This is a genomic window from Nostoc sp. CALU 546, from assembly GCF_048836525.1.
Map to the genome: position 1 here is coordinate 1 of NZ_JAWJTF010000011.1, position 18,025 is coordinate 18,025.

General features: G+C 42.2%; 15 protein-coding genes. 8 read left to right on the top strand and 7 right to left on the bottom strand.

The annotated features are described in order from the left end of the window. The first annotated feature begins 233 nt into the window (after nucleotides 1-233). The 6 genes from RRG12_RS07935 (at nucleotide 234) to RRG12_RS07960 (ending at nucleotide 6,088) form a co-directional block, all read left to right on the top strand. The gene (locus RRG12_RS07935; RefSeq protein WP_141699674.1) at nucleotides 234-461 is read left to right on the top strand and encodes a hypothetical protein; all 228 of its coding nucleotides are present in this window, start codon (nucleotides 234-236) and stop codon (nucleotides 459-461) included. A gap of 173 nt (nucleotides 462-634) precedes the next feature. Then, on the top strand, nucleotides 635-2,248 hold the full coding sequence (abc-f, locus tag RRG12_RS07940) for a ribosomal protection-like ABC-F family protein (RefSeq protein ID WP_420758905.1): 1,614 nt from the start codon (nucleotides 635-637) through the stop codon (nucleotides 2,246-2,248). 96 nt (nucleotides 2,249-2,344) lie between these two features. Further along, complete coding sequence (locus RRG12_RS07945) at nucleotides 2,345-2,671, top strand: DUF6825 family protein (protein WP_069069376.1); 327 nt, start codon at nucleotides 2,345-2,347, stop codon at nucleotides 2,669-2,671. A 152-nt stretch (nucleotides 2,672-2,823) separates the two neighbouring features. Further along, a complete protein-coding gene (locus RRG12_RS07950) occupies nucleotides 2,824-4,509 on the top strand; it encodes an ABC1 kinase family protein (protein ID WP_069069375.1) in 1,686 nt (561 codons plus the stop codon). Nucleotides 4,510-4,526: 17 nt separating this feature from the next. Further along, the gene (locus RRG12_RS07955) at nucleotides 4,527-5,264 is read left to right on the top strand and encodes a Stp1/IreP family PP2C-type Ser/Thr phosphatase (RefSeq protein WP_069069374.1); all 738 of its coding nucleotides are present in this window, start codon (nucleotides 4,527-4,529) and stop codon (nucleotides 5,262-5,264) included. Between the two features lie 626 nt (nucleotides 5,265-5,890). Then, nucleotides 5,891-6,088, top strand: a complete 198-nt coding sequence (locus RRG12_RS07960; protein WP_041565841.1) for an NblA/ycf18 family protein — start codon at nucleotides 5,891-5,893, stop codon at nucleotides 6,086-6,088. Nucleotides 6,089-6,648: 560 nt separating this feature from the next. On the opposite strand, the gene RRG12_RS07965 is transcribed toward RRG12_RS07960, so the two are convergent. The 4 genes from RRG12_RS07965 to RRG12_RS07980 all read right to left on the bottom strand — a co-directional run bounded on the left by RRG12_RS07965 (nucleotide 6,649) and on the right by RRG12_RS07980 (nucleotide 12,460). Then, a complete protein-coding gene (locus RRG12_RS07965) occupies nucleotides 6,649-8,202 on the bottom strand; it encodes a serine/threonine-protein kinase (RefSeq protein ID WP_420758906.1) in 1,554 nt (517 codons plus the stop codon). 755 nt (nucleotides 8,203-8,957) lie between these two features. Beyond that, a complete protein-coding gene (locus RRG12_RS07970; RefSeq protein WP_420758907.1) occupies nucleotides 8,958-9,971 on the bottom strand; it encodes a glycosyltransferase family 2 protein in 1,014 nt (337 codons plus the stop codon). A gap of 241 nt (nucleotides 9,972-10,212) precedes the next feature. After that, nucleotides 10,213-10,659, bottom strand: coding sequence for a hypothetical protein (locus RRG12_RS07975; RefSeq protein WP_069069371.1), 447 nt, complete (start codon nucleotides 10,657-10,659; stop codon nucleotides 10,213-10,215). A gap of 601 nt (nucleotides 10,660-11,260) precedes the next feature. Then, nucleotides 11,261-12,460 carry an anhydro-N-acetylmuramic acid kinase gene (locus RRG12_RS07980; RefSeq protein WP_069069370.1) on the bottom strand — a complete coding sequence of 400 codons (1,200 nt, stop codon included), beginning with the start codon at nucleotides 12,458-12,460 and terminating at the stop codon, nucleotides 11,261-11,263. 381 nt (nucleotides 12,461-12,841) lie between these two features. Here RRG12_RS07980 and RRG12_RS07985 point away from each other — a divergent pair, with 381 nt between their 5' ends. Both RRG12_RS07985 and RRG12_RS07990 read left to right on the top strand, forming a co-directional pair. Beyond that, on the top strand, nucleotides 12,842-14,257 hold the full coding sequence (locus tag RRG12_RS07985) for a folate/biopterin family MFS transporter (RefSeq protein WP_420758908.1): 1,416 nt from the start codon (nucleotides 12,842-12,844) through the stop codon (nucleotides 14,255-14,257). 133 nt (nucleotides 14,258-14,390) lie between these two features. Next, nucleotides 14,391-15,890, top strand: coding sequence for a carotenoid oxygenase family protein (locus tag RRG12_RS07990; protein WP_420758909.1), 1,500 nt, complete (start codon nucleotides 14,391-14,393; stop codon nucleotides 15,888-15,890). A gap of 4 nt (nucleotides 15,891-15,894) precedes the next feature. On the opposite strand, the gene RRG12_RS07995 is transcribed toward RRG12_RS07990, so the two are convergent. The 3 genes from RRG12_RS07995 to RRG12_RS08005 all read right to left on the bottom strand — a co-directional run bounded on the left by RRG12_RS07995 (nucleotide 15,895) and on the right by RRG12_RS08005 (nucleotide 17,924). Further along, nucleotides 15,895-17,052 carry a universal stress protein gene (locus RRG12_RS07995; protein ID WP_420758910.1) on the bottom strand — a complete coding sequence of 386 codons (1,158 nt, stop codon included), beginning with the start codon at nucleotides 17,050-17,052 and terminating at the stop codon, nucleotides 15,895-15,897. A 75-nt stretch (nucleotides 17,053-17,127) separates the two neighbouring features. Beyond that, nucleotides 17,128-17,727: a K(+)-transporting ATPase subunit C gene (gene kdpC, locus RRG12_RS08000; protein ID WP_181931025.1), complete on the bottom strand. Its 600-nt coding sequence runs from the start codon at nucleotides 17,725-17,727 to the stop codon at nucleotides 17,128-17,130. Between the two features lie 41 nt (nucleotides 17,728-17,768). After that, on the bottom strand, nucleotides 17,769-17,924 hold the full coding sequence (locus RRG12_RS08005; protein ID WP_420758911.1) for a hypothetical protein: 156 nt from the start codon (nucleotides 17,922-17,924) through the stop codon (nucleotides 17,769-17,771). Nucleotides 17,925-18,025: the final 101 nt, after the last annotated feature.

Below are 18,025 nucleotides of genomic sequence, written 5' to 3' on the forward strand. Positions count from 1 at the left end.
GCTTTCTATAGGACTCAGTATTTGATTTTTGAAAAAAATTCGGTACTACCTTAATCTTCTGAAATCCTATTGCCTATTGCCTTTTGCCTATTGCCTACCTACGCAAATGCTTTCAGTAATCAAACCGGATTCCTATATGAGCTTGGTTAAAGCTATTCGCCGACGACACCGACGCAATGCCGCAAGGTCTCTTGACATCTGGGCTGAGGCTTTAACTTGACACCAATGGCAAGATGCCTACCCCACAAGAGTATTTAAGACAGAATCAAACTGCTGTAAGTCTTTTTAGTAAGGCTGGGGAGTGTGGAAATAGAAAAAGCGATCGCATCCTCGCTTTCCGAAATTCCTTAGTGTTACACTGTAGTCAATATCAAACCTCATCACAACTCCAACGAGATAGCACAAATGAAGTAGTACCAAACACCTGTTGCACCAAAGCAACAAATGTCAACGAAGAATAAACGCAACTAGTTTGACAGGGTTACTTCACATAGTCATGCACTAAAAATATTGTCATCATTCATATCTACAATAAACCGATTGACAAGTGTCTACGGCTACTTTTTTGTGTCTAATCTACCCGCAGATTTTGGAAAAATGCGGGTGAGAATTTGCGAATTGAGGTTTGAGAAGAATGCCGAAAAAATCAATATTGGTAGCTGAGAATTTAGCCTATAATCTCAGCTTAGACAGAACTTTATTTCAAGAAGTTCATGTGAGTATCGAGGCGGGCGATCGCATTGCTTTAGTCGGTCGCAACGGAATAGGAAAATCAACCCTACTCAAGATACTTGCAAGTCAACTCAGCCCCAATACAGGCTCAGTTTGGCGTAATAGTGTTGTCTATTATTTGCCACAAATCAGTACTATCAGGAAAGAAATTACAGCAGATACAGTGCTTAATTTTTTGATTTCTATCTCTGATGAATGGTGGAATATTGAGGAGATTTTACAAACACAATTTCACACAAATCTTGACCTGTCACTACCAATTACTAACTTGAGTGGTGGAGAACTTACTAAACTATTTCTGGCAATCGGTTTAGCTCAAGAACCAAACTTGCTATTACTTGATGAGCCAACAAATCACATGGATTTGGAAGCGCTAGAAAGCTTAAAGCAGTTTCTTCAAGATTTTCCCGGTGCTTTTGTAATTGTCTCACATAAGCCTTTTTTCCTAGACCAAGTGACAGATGTCACCTGGGAACTTACACCTGTTGGCTTGAAAATATATGGTGGTAATTTCTCACACTATCGAGAACAGAAAGAAATCGAGTTAGAGGTAGCATTGCGATCGCACGAAGCCGCTAGAAAGGAACTCAAACGTGCCCAAGCCACAGCTATGCAAGAGCAGCAACGCGCAGCCCAATCAAGTCGCAGCGGTCGCGCCAAGTTTCTCAATGGTAGTATTGATAGAATGGCAGCCGGACTGATTAAAACCAAAGCTGAGGTGTCTACCGGAACTGCGAAAAAGAAACATGAAGCAGCAGTAGCAAAGGCTAATCAAAAGGTTGCAGAGACGAAGGTCAAAACTACGAAAGTAACGAGTATTCAGCTAGAAGAAAAAAATCAAAAACGTCGAAATCTAATCAATATCCAGGGTGCAAATCTGAGGATATCAGAACGTTTATTGATTCAAAATATTCAACTGCATATATCATCTGGCGATCGCATAGCTATTATCGGCGCAAACGGTTCTGGTAAATCGAGTTTGGTCAAAGCAATTTTGGGGATAGAAAACCAAGCAGCAGTTTTGGAGTCAGGTGAGGTTTTGCTCACACCAGCGATGAAAGCTGTATATCTCGATCAAACCTACGAATTGGTAAATCGCCAATACACACTTTTGGAAAATATGCAAGCTGTCAATCCTAATCTCAGCTATCAGCTTTTGCGTCAACAACTAGGACACTTCCTCTTTAAATATGATGATGTTCACAAAAGCGCTTCTGTACTGAGTGGGGGTGAATTAGCAAGATTAGCGATCGCTATGATAAGTATCTCAGAAATCGATTTACTGATTCTCGATGAGCCAACTAATAACCTGGATATTGAAACCGTTGAACAAATGGTAGTAGGTATCAATGATTACCAAGGAGCGCTTTGGGTAATTTCCCACGATATCGATTTCCTCAGCCGGATTAACATTACCCAAGGGTTCAAATTGAAGGAACAAACTTTGCAAATGACGACTTATTTACCGAGTACACCAGAGCAATATTATCGAGAGTTGCTGGAATGCCATCAATAAAGCGATCGCCAACGCCAAATTTCTAGCTCTACAATAGAAGCCGCAAAGCATACAGGCAAGTTATAATTCTCTTGCGGTGCAACGTAACAAAAATTTATGAGTAATCCCCTTGTGCAAGCCTTTTTCGTAGGCAGAGCGGTAGCAGAAGTAGTTAATGAGCGTTTAGAGGTCGCCTTGACCGATGCTTTGAGCGATCTGGGCAAATTTGATGCAGAAGCTAGAGAGCAACTGCGCCAGTTTACAGAAGAAGTCCTAGAACGGGCAAATCGGGCAGCAGAATCAGCTAATGCTGGTCAATCTACTACAGGTACTAGACAAACCAGCTCTGATTCCGGTGACTTGCAAGCAGATATTGACGAATTAAGAGCAGAAATTGCCCTGTTACGAACAGAATTGCAGCATTATCGCCGAACTTCTGCATAAATTTTAGTCATTAGTCATTGGTTATTAGTCATTGGTCAAAAATTATGTACAAATGACAAATGACAAAGGACACTTAAGAAAAAAACAGTTTAGGAATCAGAGTGTCTTTTCTTCCAAGTGATTCGGTCGCAAACCAACGGTAAACAAAGTATATGGAACAAGGTTATTCAGAGAAGGCATACCGTTGGAATCGGGAAAAATACTCTAGCAGACGGCGTTTTGTGGACATTTGGTCTTTTGTCTTGACCTTATTGTTCAAACTTTGGCTATACAACAAATCTTGGAGTTATCCGGGTGGTGTGAGTGACGCAAAGCAAGCCGCAAGACGCAAAACCCAAGCGGTTTGGATTCGCAATACCCTACTTGATTTAGGCCCAACCTTCATCAAAGTTGGGCAACTTTTTTCTACCCGTGCTGATATATTCCCTGGTGAATATGTAGAAGAACTAGCCAAGTTACAAGACAAAGTACCGGCATTTAGCTATGAGCAAGTAGAAGCGACCATTGAGAAAGAACTAGGCAAAAAAATTCCTGAACTCTTCCATAATTTTGAACCGATTCCCTTAGCTGCCGCTAGCTTGGGGCAAGTGCACAAAGCTGTGCTACATACTGGGGAATCGGTTGTTGTCAAGGTGCAACGTCCTGGACTAAAGAAGTTATTTGAAATAGATTTACAGATTCTCAAGGGAATTACCCGCTACTTTCAAAACCATCCCAAATGGGGACGGGGGAGAGATTGGTTAGGTATTTACGAAGAATGTTGTCGCATTCTTTGGGAAGAAATTGATTATCTTAACGAAGGTCGTAACGCCGATACTTTTCGCCGGAACTTTCGCGGCTACGATTGGGTGAATGTCCCCAGAATATACTGGCGTTACGCCACTTCCAGAGTGCTGACTTTGGAATATCTTCCTGGAATTAAAATTAGCCAATACGAAGCTTTAGAAGCAGCGGGTTTGGATCGAAAAGCGATCGCTCGTCAAGGCGCTCAAGCCTACTTACTACAATTACTCAATAGTGGCTTTTTCCACGCCGATCCTCACCCAGGCAATATTGCCGTCAGTGCAAATGGCGCTCTCATATTCTACGATTTCGGGATGATGGGGCGGATTAAGTCCAACATCCGCGAAGGACTGATGCAAACACTGTTTGGCATTGCCCAAAAAGATGGCGATCGCGTTGTGCAGTCTCTCATCGATTTAGGTGCGATCGCCCCAACCGATGACATGGGGCCAGTCCGGCGTTCCGTCCAGTATATGCTGGACAATTTCATGGATAAGCCCTTTGAAAACCAATCAGTCGCGGCAATCAGTGACGACCTTTACGAAATAGCTTATAATCAGCCATTTAGATTTCCTGCAACTTTCACTTTTGTGATGCGAGCCTTTTCTACCCTAGAAGGGGTAGGCAAGGGTTTAGATCCAGAATTTAACTTTATGGAAGTTGCCAAACCGTATGCAATGCAACTTATGACCGATATGAATGGTTCTGAGGGGAATAGCTTTCTGAACGAATTAAGTCGCCAAGCAGCTCAGGTAAGTAGTACCGCCTTTGGTCTACCACGTAGATTAGAGGATACACTGGAGAAGCTAGAGCAGGGAGATATGCGCTTGCGCGTTCGATCTATAGAAACCGAACGCCTGCTACGACGACAGAGCAGTATTCAACTCTCAATAAGTTATGCTCTGTTAATCAGTGGTTTCACACTTTCAGCTACGATTTTAGTGGTTAGCAATTATGTATGGTGGGCACTAGTGCCTGGTTTAATTGTAGCGGCGCTCTCAGTGATCCTGATCCGACTACTTTTACGCCTAGACCGTTACGATCGTATGTATTAATTGTTGCAAAAAAAATTATGAAACTCAATTTCACGGGTTTTAGCGATCCGGGACTTATTCGTTCTACTAATCAGGATGCTTACTATATCGACCCAGAAGGTCGGTTTTTCGTCGTCGCCGATGGAATGGGTGGTCATGCCGGAGGTGAGGAAGCAAGTCGCATTGCTACTGGAGAAATTCAGGCGTATTTGGTAGCAAATTGGGAATCTTCTAAATCTTCTCAAGAATTGCTAGAGCAAGCTTTGTGGGGAGCCAATGAAGCGATTTTGCGGGATCAGCAAAACCATCCCGAACGCGCCGACATGGGGACAACGGTTGTAGCAGTGATTTTTCGCGCTCCAGAGTCGCCTTGGTGCGCTCATGTTGGCGATTCGCGGCTGTATCGCTTGCGGGAGTCGCACTTAGAACAGGTAACAGAAGACCACACTTGGGTAGCACGAGCAATCAAAATCGGTGACATCACCTTAGATGAAGCACGATTACATCCTTTTCGTCATGTATTATCCCGCTGTTTGGGACGTGAAGACTTACATCAGATTGATGTACAACCACTAGATGTCAAAGCTGGCGATCGCTTGCTGTTATGTAGTGATGGTCTTACAGAAGAACTTGTTGAGCAAAAGATTGCTAGCTGTTTGCAAGATAGTCCTTGGCTTGATAAAGCTGCCATCTCTCTAATTGAGGCTGCCAAAGACCACGGAGGGCACGATAACATTACAGTTGTCATCGTCTCACTCGAAGAAAATAGTCATTAGTTATTGCTCTTTTTCCAAGGACAAAGGACAAATCCGGTAAATATACTCAGTAATTTGTTCAGTGTGAGCATTTTTCTTTTTTACAATTTGATACAAATATTTTTAGCCTCTAAAATGACCTAAAGAGGCTAGATTTGCATAAATTGGTTAATTGACATCTTGCACGCAATAAGGTAGAGCGACTATAATTCACGCTTATTACCATTAATTCCCCAACCTCCTTAAAATCTCCGCCCTCCGAAGCTTCCTCCATACTGGAGGAGAAAGCATCTTAGGTTTTTTTAACAGAAAAACTAAGACGTTTAAGCATAGCACCTGATCTTCTCCTCAAAGGAGAATTGTGCGAAGCAGGAAGGAATCAGGGAGGTAGTTATACTTATCCGAGGCTAAATAGAGCCTATTTTCCGGAATATGGTTCAAAGAACTTGGGTGGTATATCAGTAGGATTAGGTGCAAGATATCAGAGCAGAAAAAGTCCACATTTCGGATGTGGGCAATCTGTCAAACAATTGTTATCTTTCGTAATACGGAGGAACAAATGTTGGACAGATATGAGTCCAAATCTTATCCCATTTGGACTTCTGTGAGCGATATCACCTTTACGCGTTGTTTTTTCGGAGTTAACTATGAATCAACCCATGAAACTATCTTTGGAACAGCAATTCAGCATCTGCTCATTTGCTACTCAGGTACAAAATATGAGCCACGACCAAGCTAAAGACTTTTTAGTTAAGCTCTATGAACAAATGGTTGTGCGCGAGGCAACTTATCAAGAGCTTCTTAAGCACCAGTGGGGCTTAGATTCCGGTTCCACTATGGCATAGAGTCGTTCTGATGTCGCAGTGGGCGACCTCCTTCTCTTGCTTGGTTCCAAGGAGGAAAAGAGCTGGGGATGTCGGGGCGTCAACTTCGATAAGTAATTCCACAAGAGCTATGCAAAAGTTCAATCCACGAAATTAACTAAGAATGAGTAACATTTTCTACGGCATATCTGTTGGAGTCTAGACTTAATTTCAGCTTTGTAGACTAAAATTTCTGTTTACTTTAGCCAAACTTCTTCTTGTTTCGTCTAGTCGGAGAATCACACCTGCGTAAATTGACAATTTCCTGGAATGTATACAGAGGAATATTCAGAGAGAATTTAGACAGCACTAATTGAGCAGCTAGTGATTTCACTCTTTATACATATAACTAGAAGTTACATCTTTATATATATTTTGTTTATAAAAGTTTACATTATTTGAGTGACGACCCCTTAGTTACATCTAAAACAGGTAACATTAAGAAATTATTCCTAGTAGTCTCTCAAGGCAAGTTTGCTTTATTTAAAATTCTCCGCGTCTCTGTGTCAGTCCTAAGCCGTCAAATTTGGATTGACAGACTACTAGCTGGAAAGATCGTATGGAGAATCTGTATCAATACTTTCTAGTTTTGTTAAAATTTGAGGCTTAATCTTTTCATACTCGCTTTTGAGTAAGCTTTTACTGATTTGTGGGTCAGCAGAGGACATTAAGGTGTTGCTCATTGCGACCCACTCTTGTAATCGCTGGCGTTGGGCAGAAGCGACGCTGGAAAGTAAGATATGGGTACAGCGATTTGGTGTTTCTCGTGCAAAGAATAACAAGCGGTAGTAACCTGTGTGCTGGAGTAATCTGGCAATTTCTTGACCAAGACTGCTTTTGAGATCAAGGTAATAAGGCAACCATTTAGCACCATGCTTGCGGTTATAGATGACAGTAATCCATAGCAACATAGGATGAGGAATAGAGATGAAAAGAAATTGGTTATAGCGGGTACAGAGTAAGCGCTTTTGAATTTCTGCTTGTGGTAGCATCACCCATAGGGCTGGTAGAATCTCCCCATTGGTTTGAATGGTCTGGGGAAAGACAATATCGGCAATTGGTTTATTTTGGGGCCAGGAAATGGCACGAGCGATTTCATCGTTTGACCAGGATACCCGCAAATCGGCTTTAGTCTTTTGTTCAAGCTCAGGGCTAGCTGTACTAGAAGGAACTAGAGCATGGCTGTCTTGCTGAATTTTGCGTGTATGCTCAGGCTTTTCTAGAGATGCTAAAACTCTGAGAATTTCAGTGATGCTTTGGGGGCGATCGCGTGCTAGTTTAGCTAGACAACTCATCACCAAATTTTCAATTTCTTTTGGTAGTTCTAATCCAGGCACAACCTCAGCAAAAGAACGTGGTTTTTGATAGTGATGTGTTTTATACCATGCTCCAAAAGAGTGAGTTGGTGCTACCAGTGGCATTTTGCCTGTGAGCATCTCAAACATCATGACGCCCAAACTATAAATATCAGCACGGTTGTCTAATTCCTTACCCTCCATCTGTTCGGGAGAAGAATAAGCCAATGTCCCTAAATAGAATTTTGTATGGTCACCATCTGACTGTAATAATTTAGCAATACCAAAATCTAGAACCTTGACCAATTCTCCAAAACTGGGATCTTGAATCACCAGCATATTACTTGGCTTGACATCACGATGGATAATTGGGCAAATAGTACCATCAACTGGGATGCCATCATGGGCGCACTGTAATCCTAGGCTGAGTTGACGCGCCATACTCAGGAATCTTGGTAAAGGCAGTCGTTGCTTGCGAATAATATTGTTCAGGCTTTGTCCTTGTAGATATTCCATGACGTAGAACGGGGTGTTATTGTCATCTACGCCATAATCCATAACTCGGACAATATGGATGCTTTTTTGCCCTAGTAAAGCACAGGTTTTTGCTTCTCGCTCAAAGCGGTCTTGCAATCGCATCTTTTCATTTTGGATTGAGAGAGCCAGAAACTTAACCGCAACAGGTACACCTCCCAACAAAGTATCTTTAGCACGATAAACCCGACCCATTGCTCCAGTACCGATTAACTCCTGGAGTTGGTAGCGTTTGCTGAGTAAGCGACCAATGTTGGGGTCTGACATAGAAAATTTGAATCCAAAAGCAGGTTGTAAGTGTTTGGGAGGAAAAAGTTATTGCGTCTAGAAATGACTTTCTACGCTCGTACCGCAAGCTAGAAGTCGGAAGTCAAAAGGCAAAAAGCTTATAGGATAGGCTTTTGTGCGATTTTCAATCGTTGCTCTATTTGGGCGGTGCTGTACTAGCTTTTTCAGTCGTCTTTTAGAGGATTGAAACCATAATCTAGCAGTTTGTAACCAAGACGGTTATTACAACTGGTGCAATATGCTAAATCAAACAAGCAGAAAAGGTAGATTTATAATGATGCTTTGTACCATTTTGCACTTTAATTGTGGTGTAGTTTTAGTTTGCCCAATTTTGACTAAATAGATAACTCTGGGGTATGCCAAAAACTTTAATTAGGAAGTACCACACTCACCACAGAGTTCTGAAAATTGAGTAATGAGTGCAGAGTGCAGTCTCTTCTATACGAGAGGCTGCACTACACGCTAGAGCGTCTCCCCTTCGGTGCGAGACGAGCTTTCTATATTCGGAGAAGACCGCACTGGCCTGACTACACAGACAAAACTCACCTCCGCAGGTCATCAAACCCTTGAATTGGTATGCTTTCCACGGAGGCAGACTTTGCTTATGTAGTAGCTAATCATAGTCGCCCAATACTCTTAAAAAATCCTCTTATTGCCTGACCATATTTTTGACCTTTAGGCTCATTATAAAACTATGTAATGATGCCTTTTTATTAATAAAACTGTCATAGCTACTAATTGGTAGTTTTTCGTTTTTTTTGTATATTAGGATAAATGTCAAAACTTGATTTATTACCCATTACATAGTATTGAAATCGACGCTCGATAATTTTGTTCAATCGGGAAATAAAATCATAAATAAAGCCTGGATTGTTCCTAATTTCTGTCAATGCTGTGATCAATTTCCCTTGTTTTATTGGCTCTACAACTTGAAGGTAAGCTACATTTTTCTTATAGACTGCAAGATTATAAGACAGAGCGTGCATTAAAGCTGGATTCTTTTTCACAATCTCTTGTTGCATGAAAGAATTAGTAGCTTTGCAGTATTGATTTAGACGTGGTAATTGGCTTTGATATACAAGAGAGCCAGGGCGCGAACGGTAGAAATAATAAGGTTTTGGTTCAATAAAAAAGCGAGCTCCTTTGATTAAGCATTTCATATCCAGCCAAAAGTCTTGACCCATTCTGATGTCTTCATCATATTCGATGCCGTGCTTAACCAAAAATTCTCGTTTGAATAGAGGCTTGCTTAAACCAAGATGCAACCCTGGTTGTCCATAGACATCAGTTTCTACAAAATAAACGATATCAATTTGGAGAACTTTATCTATACTTTCTCCACTTTCTTCAATTAATGTGCTCCAAGGGGATGTTTCACCATCCTTGATTAAGTAAACATCATCAGCAATCATGTCTGCATTTATTTCATTTGCCCGCGACACAAGCTTTTCTAATCTTTCTGGAGCATACCAATCATCTGAATCAAGGACAGCAATCCATTCTCCTTGGGCTGCTCTAAGGGCACGATTTCGTGCAGCAGCAGCCCCAAGATTTTGTTGATTAACTATTACTTTGAGACGTTGGTCTTTAAAACTTTTAGCGACTTCGACAGTTTTATCACTTGAAGCATCATCGACTATAATAACTTCAATATCAGTAAGTGTTTGCTCTAAAGCTGATTCTATTGACTTCGCAATATAAGCTTCAGTATTGTAAGCAGGGATAATGACAGAGACTTTAGGATTCATAAAACTGGACTCTAGACTACAAGATTCGGTAAAAATACTAAAAGTCTGACGATAATTTGATAATTTATTTTTTAGTATACAACTCAGTAGTTAAGTGAGAATAAATGATGATTCCTTAAGCTCGTTGGGAGTGTGGGGAGTGTGGGGAGAATGAGGAGGAATTGAGAATGGGCAAACATTGAGTGCTTTGTGCAACAACACCTCCTCCGCACTATCCGACTCTATGAGTGAGAAATTCGGGTTAGGTTGGCTGACGCTCTAGACTAGCTTCCATTGTGTTAGTTAAAAAATGACCAGCCAATATGCCACTACTGAGGTAATATGTATCTTCCGAAATCCGGTGTAGGGTTTCAAAGCCGCTACGACGCTGACGATCGCCTAGTACCCAGTAACGCTGTACGATAGTATCTAGACCAATCCAGCCTTCGCCTTCAACCTGCCCCAAAATATTATGTTGTAGTAAAAAAGTATACTGACGCTCTCCATCATGTAGCCGCCCCTTGTATTGTAGAGAGATTTCTGAGCGATCGCTACCTGGGAATATCAGTTTTGTAGCCATAGTAAACCAGTTATCTCGATTCCAAGCTACCAAGGTCATACCCTTGACACTGATTGGCATACCATTACGTTCTAGCCAATTTCCTTGCATTGTCCAGCGTCCTGGTTCCAATAAAAAAGTATGAGCCACCTTTTATATTCCCTGCCTTGATCGAGTACCGCCAAGACTACAGTTATAGCAGTACTAAGTTGTGTTAGCGATAGCGGGGCGTTTAGCCCGTGAAGATTGAAGGAGGCAGGAGGCAGGAGGCAGGAGTCAGGAGGCAGGAGGCAGAAGGTTTTTTTTCACTTATGGGATTCAAACCCCTCCTGAAAAAGAGCCACCAAATTAAAAATTTGGAGTTCTTGTCTTAAACCCAAGACCCTATGCGGGCTGTTACAGATAGCGCAGCGGTAGCTCAGGAAAGGAGCGTCGGGCAGTTTTCCTCTACTCTTGACTGCCCGACGCTCGCGGACTCGCTAACGCTGCGCTATCTGCCTCCAACATCCTCGATAAAGAAATTTTTTTGTCTTGTTATAAGAAGAATTCAGAACTCAGGAGTCAGAATTCAGAATTGAATTGGAGTCCGACTGGGTAATTAATATTGGTTTAAAATCTTGCCCGCAAGTGGCGCGAAAAAATTAAAATATTCTCGCCTTAAAACTCTATCCCTTTATGGGTAGAGTATTCACCAATTCTGAATTCTGAATTCTGAATTCTGACTCCTGTTTTATTGTTCCTGTTTTAGGACTCAGGACTGACTTTGATGTATTTCTCCCAAAAGTACTTCTTGAGGTGCTCCAGTGGCAGTAGGTAAGTTGCCAGGGATACCCAAATGTCGCCAGTAGGCTAAAACTGCAAAGGCGATCGCTTCTTTAAAATCTGCACTCAATCCGACTTCATCTGTAGTCCAGACTGGTATTGATGTCAATAATAACTGTAATCTTTGTTTCAAATAGAGATTTCGACTACCACCGCCACATAATAGTACCCGTTGTGGCATTTCCGGCAAAAAAGTGCGGTAACTGTGAACAATTGAAGCAGCTGTAAGTTCGGTAAGGGTTGCCAGTATGTCAGCAGGATTAAGTTGGTATGCTTGGGCATCTTTTAAACACTGATGCAGGTAAGTCACACCAAATAACTCTCGTCCAGTCGATTTGGGCGGCGGTAGATGAAAGTAGTCTTGGTTGAGCCATTGTTCTACCAATGGATGGCAAGGAGTACCACTCGCTGCCCAATTGCCATCTTCATCGTAAGTTTTAGCACCAGCGCTTAAATGCTCTACCGCCAGATCCAACAGACTATTTCCTGGGCCAGTATCCCAAGCGCGAATTTTTGAGAGCCAGTCGCCATGTCGAGGTGGAATATAAGCAACATTGCCAATACCACCGATGTTTTGAATACAACGCCCTTCCTGGGGATGACTGAGTAAATAGGCATCTACTCTGGGTACGAGAGGCGCACCATGACCACCAATAGCGATATCAGCAACACGGAAATTGCTCACAGTTGTAATGCCCGTAAGATGGGCAATTAATTCACCGCGCCCTATTTGCAGACTATAACCGAGTGGGGAATAAGGAGTGGTTTTCTTTTCTATTTCCCTATCCGCAGGTGGTCGATGATAAACTGTCTGACCGTGGGAACCAATGAGAGTTGCTGGCTGATGATCAATTTGAATATTTTGAGCGGCTTGGGCAAAGACAATGGCGATCGCATCATCTATTTCTGCCAATTCTGCCATTGAAATGGCAACGCCTGCACCAACCGCCAATATTTTTTCTCTGAGTTCGGCTGGATAAGGATATGTTGCGCCCGCTAGCAACTCAACTTTGAGATCCAATTCTGTACCGGAAATCTCTACCAAAGCAGCGTCTATGCCATCTACGGACGTGCCACTAATTAAACCGATAACGCGAGTAGGGACAGCAGCTTCTTCAGTCGGATGCATTGATAAAGATTCTTTTGTTGATTAGCAAGAGGTAGTTTAATTCATGTTACTAGCTATGTCAAAAAAACATCAGATGGCATAGTTAACTATCCCCAGGCTCTACGTTTGCGTAGTGTGCCGTAACCTGGATTTAAAAAGTTCCAGTGAAAAGTCAACATTCAATAAAAATTAGGGCGAGCTTACTTAAGCTCGCCCTAATTTTTTTCCCATTCATTTTATGATCAGCGGCTCTACAACACTTAGATAATGCCCGAATTGCTTCCTGCTTAGAGGTGTGGGCATTGTCCACAGGCTTAACTTGGGATAGAAATGATCCTAAAACCCAGGTCTTAAGAATCGATATGATAGAAAAGTAGATAAAACTTAAAAAATATTTATCGAATGGTGCTTCAATCATCTGGCTTGTCCAAGGTCAAAGACTCACTAACACAAAAAATCTTTTTGGGTAATGAACCCAATGCTGAGTTGATTGCAATTCTCACCGTTTACTTTGTCCAAGGAATTTTAGGGCTATCACGTCTAGCCGTGAGCTTTTTCCTTAAAGATGAACTGCTGCTGAGTCCAGTCGAGGTGTCGGCGCTATTGGGAATTGTCTTCCTGCCTTGGATGATCAAGCCGGTGTTTGGTTTTATCTCTGATGGCTTGCCTATATTTGGCTATCGTCGGCGTCCTTACTTGATTTTATCGGGGATATTGGGAACTGTTTCCTGGGTGAGTTTGGCCACAATAGTTAATACTAGCTGGGCAGCTACCTTAGCGATCGCTCTTGGTTCTCTGTCTGTCGCCATGAGTGATGTGATAGTTGACTCGCTGGTTGTAGAACGAGCCAGAGGCGAATCCCAAGCGAAAGCTGGTTCACTACAATCTCTGTGTTGGGGTGCTTCTGCGATCGGAGGTTTAATCACAGCATACTTCAGTGGTCTGCTGCTCCAATACTGCACTACCCGTACTGTCTTTGGAATTACCGCCCTCTTCCCTCTCATTGTCTCAGGGGTAGCTTGGTTAATTGCTGAGTCCCCTGTCAGCAAAGATGCTAAAGATAGTAATCACACCAACCCTTTAGCAATCAAAGATCAACTGAAGCAGCTACGCCAAGCCATTACCCAAAAAAGAATTTGGCTACCAACGGCCTTTGTCTTCATCTGGCAAGCTACCCCAAATGCTGACTCAGCCTTTTTCTACTTCGCTACCAACGAACTCCACTTTGAACCAGAATTTTTGGGGCGAGTAAACTTGGTGGGAAGTTTCGCTTCTTTGGCAGGTGTTTGGATTTTTCAACGTTTCCTCAAGAGCATCCCTTTTCGGGTGATTTTTGCTTGGAGTACTGTGCTTTCCTCAATTTTGGGGATGACGATGCTGTTGTTAGTGACTCATACAAACAGGCTATTGGGTATAGATGACCACTGGTTTAGTTTGGGTGATAGCCTGATTCTCACTGTGATGGGGAAAATTGCCTTTATGCAAGTGATGGTTCTAGCAGCAAGGCTTTGTCCCCCTGGTGTGGAAGCGACATTATTTGCCTTGTTAATGTCGGTGTTTAATTCAGCAGCAACGGTTTCCCATGCATTCGGGGCATTAATCACCTATTGGCTGGGGATCACTGCAACAAACTTTGAGTCACTTTGGTTATTGGTGGTAATTACTAACCTCAGCACGCTGTTGCCCTTACCATTTATCAACTGGCTACCTGCTGCTGAGGAACAAACTGAGACACCCAAAGATGGAGAAAAACCGTTTTTGCCAGATTTGATGTCTGAATTGGTATTGAGAGAACCAGAGTCAGAAATAGTGGAATAGTGTAAGAAATCTCATGTAAATTCAAGCCAGTCCGCTGCTTTACTGTTGTAGTAACTGGCAGCGTAAAGTTGCAAATAAACTAATTTTAGCGGCTACATCTTTTTGTGTCAGGTAACAATAATAAATCAAGTATATGCAGAGTTTTAAAAGTCAAGAGAGCTTAGTTACCGAAAAATCCTACACCCGTGCAGACTGGCAAGGAGGATATCAATCTCTCACCCAAGAATTTGATTATTGGATTGATGATATAGAAGGGCAAATTCCTACAGAATTACAAGGTACGCTGTTTAGAAATGGCCCTGGTTTACTGGATGTGAATGGGCAATCTCTTCATCACCCATTTGATGGGGACGGGATGATTAGCAAAATTACCTTTACTAATGGTCGTGCCCATTTTCGCAACCGCTTTGTCCGTACAACTGGCTATTTGGCAGAGCAAAAGGCGGGAAAAATTCTCTATCGCGGTACTTTTGGTACTCAAAAACCTGGTGGTTGGCTAGCTAATATATTTGACTTTAAACTCAAAAATATTGCTAATACAAATGTTATCTATTGGGGTGGTAAACTGCTAGCACTCTGGGAAGGCTCTGAAGCACATCGCCTCGACCCCTACACTCTTGAAACCTTGGGGAATGAATATTTTAATGGTGTTTTATTACCAGGTGACGCTTTCGCTGCACATCCCCGTTTGGAAAAAAATTGCGAGCAAGATGGAGGCGCATCTTGTCTAGTAAATTTCTCGATTAAGCCAGGATTATCTACCACTATTAATATCTTTGAGCTAAACCCAACCGGTGAAATTATCAGACGGCACGCTCATAAGGTTCCAGGTTTCTGTTTTATTCACGATTTCGTAATTACTCCCAATTACTGTATCTTCTTTCAAAATCCTGTCACCTTCAATCCCATACCTTTCGCCTTGGGAATACGTGCAGCAGGAGAATGTATTAAATTTCAGCCAAATCAGCCAACTCAAATTCTAATTATTCCCCGCTTCCCTAAAGAAGGGCAAGAAGAGATGAAAATTCTGGAAACTCAGTCTGGTTTCGTCTTCCACCATGTTAATGCTTTTGAGGTGGGAGAGGAAGTTTTGATTGACTCCATTTGCTACCAAGATTTGCCAGAAGTGGAACCTAAAAGCGATTTTCGGGAAGTTGATTTTGAGGCGCTTTCACCTGGACAACTTTGGCGATTTTATCTGAATCTCAAGAATGGAACAGTCCGACGGGAATTGATTGATGGCCGCTGCTGTGAATTTCCTAGCATACATCCGGCGAATGTAGGACATCTTTATCGATATCTATATATAGGTGCGGCTCATGCTGAGACTGGTAATGCTCCCTTACAAGCATTGCTGAAAATTGATTTAGAGTCTGGAGAAAGACAAATATGGAGTGCTGCACCCCGTGGTTTTGTGGGTGAACCGATTTTTGTCCCGCGCCCAGGTTCCGAAAAGGAAGATGATGGTTGGGTATTAGCTTTGGTTTATGATGCTACCCATCACCGCTCAGATTTGGTAATTTTGGATGCTAGTGATTTCTCTAAAGGAGCGATCGCACGACTACATCTGAAGCATCATATCCCCTATGGTCTGCATGGGAGCTTTACTTCTGAGGTTTTTGGGGAAATTTGATTCCTTATTTGGGTGAAACCATTTTTTCGCTGGCAATAATATGTAAATCGATATTTTTGAGCAAGCGCACTAATTTTTGCGTCAAAGATCCTTTTACGAGCATTTGCCAGCGCGATCGCTGACTCTCTCCAATTACAATTTGGGTAATCCGATATTTCTCGGCGACTTCTGCGATCGCATTGGCTACGTTACTGTTGGTAACACGAATGAAAGTACCTTCAAATTCTTTACAGAGTTTCTCACATGTGTGGATGTGTAAGCTTTCCTCTTTGCTAAGGAAGCGTTCTGGATCGGCAACGAATAAGGTATAAAGTGGGGCGTTCATATAGTTAGCCAGCCTCGCACCCCGGCGCAACAGTTGCACTGAATTGGGATAGGTGGATACACACACCAAAACCCGCTCGTGGATATTACAAAATTGCCCATTGGGGATAGTGGCAATCGCATTTTCTTCCACGTTGTCTGCTACTTCCCGCAAAGCCAACTCCCGCAAAGCAATCAGGTTACGGCGTTTGAAAAAGTTATCGAGGGATTGTTGAATTTTTTGCGATTCATAAATCTTTCCTTCTAACAACCGTTCTTGCAGTGTTTCCGGTGTGACATCCACTACTACTATTTCGTCTGCATCATCCAGAATCCTGTCAGGAACACGTTCACGGACTATCACGCTTGTAATTCTGGCTACTAAGTCATTAAGACTTTCCAAATGTTGGACATTCATTGTGGAGTAGACATCAATACCTGCTGCTAAAACTACTTCTACATCTTCGTAGCGTTTTTCACGTGGGGAACCAGGGACATTGGTATGAGCAAGTTCATCAATTAAGACTAATTGAGGCGATCGCTTTAAAATAGCATCTGTATCCATATCCGTTAGCGTCAACTCACCGCGAGGATATTGCTTACGGGGTAAAATCTCCAGTCCCTCTGCTTTTTCAGCCGTCTCTTTCCGTCCGTGAGTTTCTAAAAGCCCAACAACGACATCAATTCCTTCCTGTTTGAGTGCATGTCCCTCTTCCAGCATTCGGTAAGTTTTACCTACCCCAGGAGCCATGCCAATAAATATTTTATGCTTTCCCCGTCGTCGTGCCGGATAAAGCGAGTAACTTCCAGAATTTAAAGGTGCAGTGCCAGCATAACTAGCATTACTATTGTCTGACATTTCATTCTTGGTATTTGTATGGCAATCCTATTTCATCAGAAAACGGCCCAATACCCAATGCCCCATTCACTTTTATTAATTTTGCTGACGATTAATATCTTGTAAGTCAAGAGCATAATTCAATCGCAGAACATTGACCCCTGGCTCACCAAAAATCCATAAAAATCTGCCATCAGTATACTTATTAATTAAAGGTAGAATCTCATCTTCTTTTATTCCCCGCGCACCAGCAACCCGTGTCAATTGTTGTCGTGCTGCTCTGAAGGAAATATGTGGATCTAAACCGGAAGCAGAGGTATAAATTATATCGGCGATCGGTTGAAGATTTTCGTCTCGCAATTGATTTGACTGTTCTAGAATCCGCTTCAGTAGCTCTGGATTGCTAGCAGCGAGATTGCTGGCTCCAGATATGCCAGTTGGCCTGGCTCTTTTGCCTTGGCTATATCTAATAGTACTGGGACGAGGATGGAAATATCGCTCAGATGTGAACAGCTGACCAATCAAAGCCGAACCAATGGGTTCATTATTTAGATTCAGCATGATGCTGCCATTAGCTTGATAAGGCAAAAAGACTTGACCCACTACAAGGATTATCAGAGGATAGATAATTGCAGTCAACAACCAAAGCATTAGAGTTATAAAAATTGCTCTGATGGTTTCTCGAATAATAGCCATAAAAACTTTTCCAATTGCTCCTAGAATTTAATTTTTAATTTTTAATTTTTTAATTCTTTTGCCCACGCAGTAGAACGTTTCAGGGTGCTGTTAGCAACAGCATAAACAACTGGGGCAGTTACCACATTCAAGCACAGCAGGATAAAAATAGCGAGTGATAGGTGTTGTTTATGCCATTGCGACCAAACAAAGGACATAGCCGAAGCAGTGCTGAGTGAAAACGATGTTTATTCATATTCTTCTTGTTCTCCCTCTCAACAGGTAAAAGTAAAAATGTTTATTATTTTACTTTGTTCAA